At 66.3% G+C, this 1,675-nt stretch carries 1 protein-coding gene; it reads left to right on the plus strand.

Annotated elements, in window-relative coordinates; translation table 11 throughout:
* Nucleotides 1-538: 538 nt before the first annotated feature.
* A partial coding sequence (locus ACZ7FF_RS44925) for a DUF2637 domain-containing protein (protein WP_470820545.1) occupies nt 539-1,675 on the plus strand: 1,137 nt, incomplete at its 3' end.

The raw sequence follows: 1,675 nt of genomic DNA on the forward strand, positions 1-1,675 counted from the left end.
TCACCAGACCACCAACCGCGGACCGGCAGAGTCCGCCCCGCAGCCACACGATCAGGCGACACCAGATGCAGTCAAAGGCTCACGAACCGCCCACTCAGAACGCAACCAAGGAGACACCCTCGACCTCAAAGCCGAAGAGTGCGGCTTCGTAGAAGTAGAGGGCCTTCAGTACCTGGTACGTCGGGGCCGCAGGGGCGCGCCAGACGCATTGAACGACTCCGGGGGAGGCTTGCTCGGCGACCGATCTTCGCCTACGCCGCGTGGGCCGAGTCAGTGTTCTCCGCGGACAGCATCATCCCGTGAGAGGCCGACTCCGCCACGTGCAGGTCAGCGTGTTGCATCTGGGACGATCGTAGGGTGCCTTGTGTCATCACCGCATCGTGCAACCGTCTGGATAGCCCGTTCACCGGGCGGCACCCACGGGCGTTGAGGAAACTTCCCCCGTTGTGTTCCGGCCAGTTTTGTGTGCTGCGGTTTCTGGGTGTGCGTGATGCGTGACAGGGTGACACTTGTTGACTGCTGTCGGAAGGACGATTATGTGACGGCGCCGCTGCGGCTGACTCGAATGCATCGGGTTCTCATCGGCGTGGTGGTGACCGGCGCCGTGATCATCGCGGGTATCGGCTTCACTGGCTCCTACGCGGCCGTCCGCGAGTTGGCGGTCAAGAAGGGCTTCGGAAGCTTCTCCTACATCTTCCCCATCGGCATCGACGCCGGCATCTGCGTCCTCCTGGCCCTGGACCTCCTGCTGACCTGGATCCGCATCCCGTTCCCGTTGCTCCGGCAGACGGCCTGGCTCCTGACGGCCGCAACCATCGCGTTCAACGGAGCCGCCGCCTGGCCCGACCCGCTCGGCGTCGGCATGCACGCGGTGATCCCGATCCTGTTTGTCGTGGCAGTCGAGGCGGCCCGACACGCGATCGGCCGCATCGCCGACATCACCGCCGACAAGCACATGGAGGGCGTCCGCCTGACCCGCTGGCTCCTCTCGCCGGTCCCCACGTTCCTCCTCTGGCGCCGCATGAAACTGTGGGAGCTCCGCTCCTACGACCAGGTCATCAAGCTCGAGCAGCAACGACTCGTCTACCAGGCCAGCCTCCGCTCCCGCTTTGGCCGTGCCTGGCGGCGCAAGGCACCAGTGGAGTCGCTGATGCCGCTCCGACTGGCCCGCTACGGCGTCCCCCTCTCCGAGACCGCCCCGGCCGGGCTGGCCGCCGCGGGTATTGACGAGCCGCCGATCCAGTTCACCGTCGAGCGGACCCCGGTTCCGGCACAGCGGCCGAGCCCCGAACTCGAAGTCGTCGTCGACCAGGAGAAGGTGGTGCAGGTGCGCGGCGCGCAACATCAGCCGGTGGCGCAGCCTCGAACCGTAAACCCCGAGCGGCCGCACGAGGGGAACGACCAACACCTCGCAAACGCCTATCAGGATTGGATGGCCGCCTTCGGAATCGAACCCACGAACGCGCAGTTCGCTTTGTGGCTCCACGACCAGTACGGCATCGCCACCGCGGCCGGCGGGCCACTGTCGGACCAGCGACTCGAACCCCTGCTGCGACTCCTCAAGCAGCGCCAGCCAGCGGCTTACTGGCTGTTCTCATTCCGCTCGGGTGGTCGGTCGGGTTCGAACAGGGGCCTGGTCCGGGTGAGTCTGCCGGTGCGGACGCATAGAAGAAGG

It is taken from the genome of Streptomyces sp. NPDC037126 (assembly GCF_055605965.1).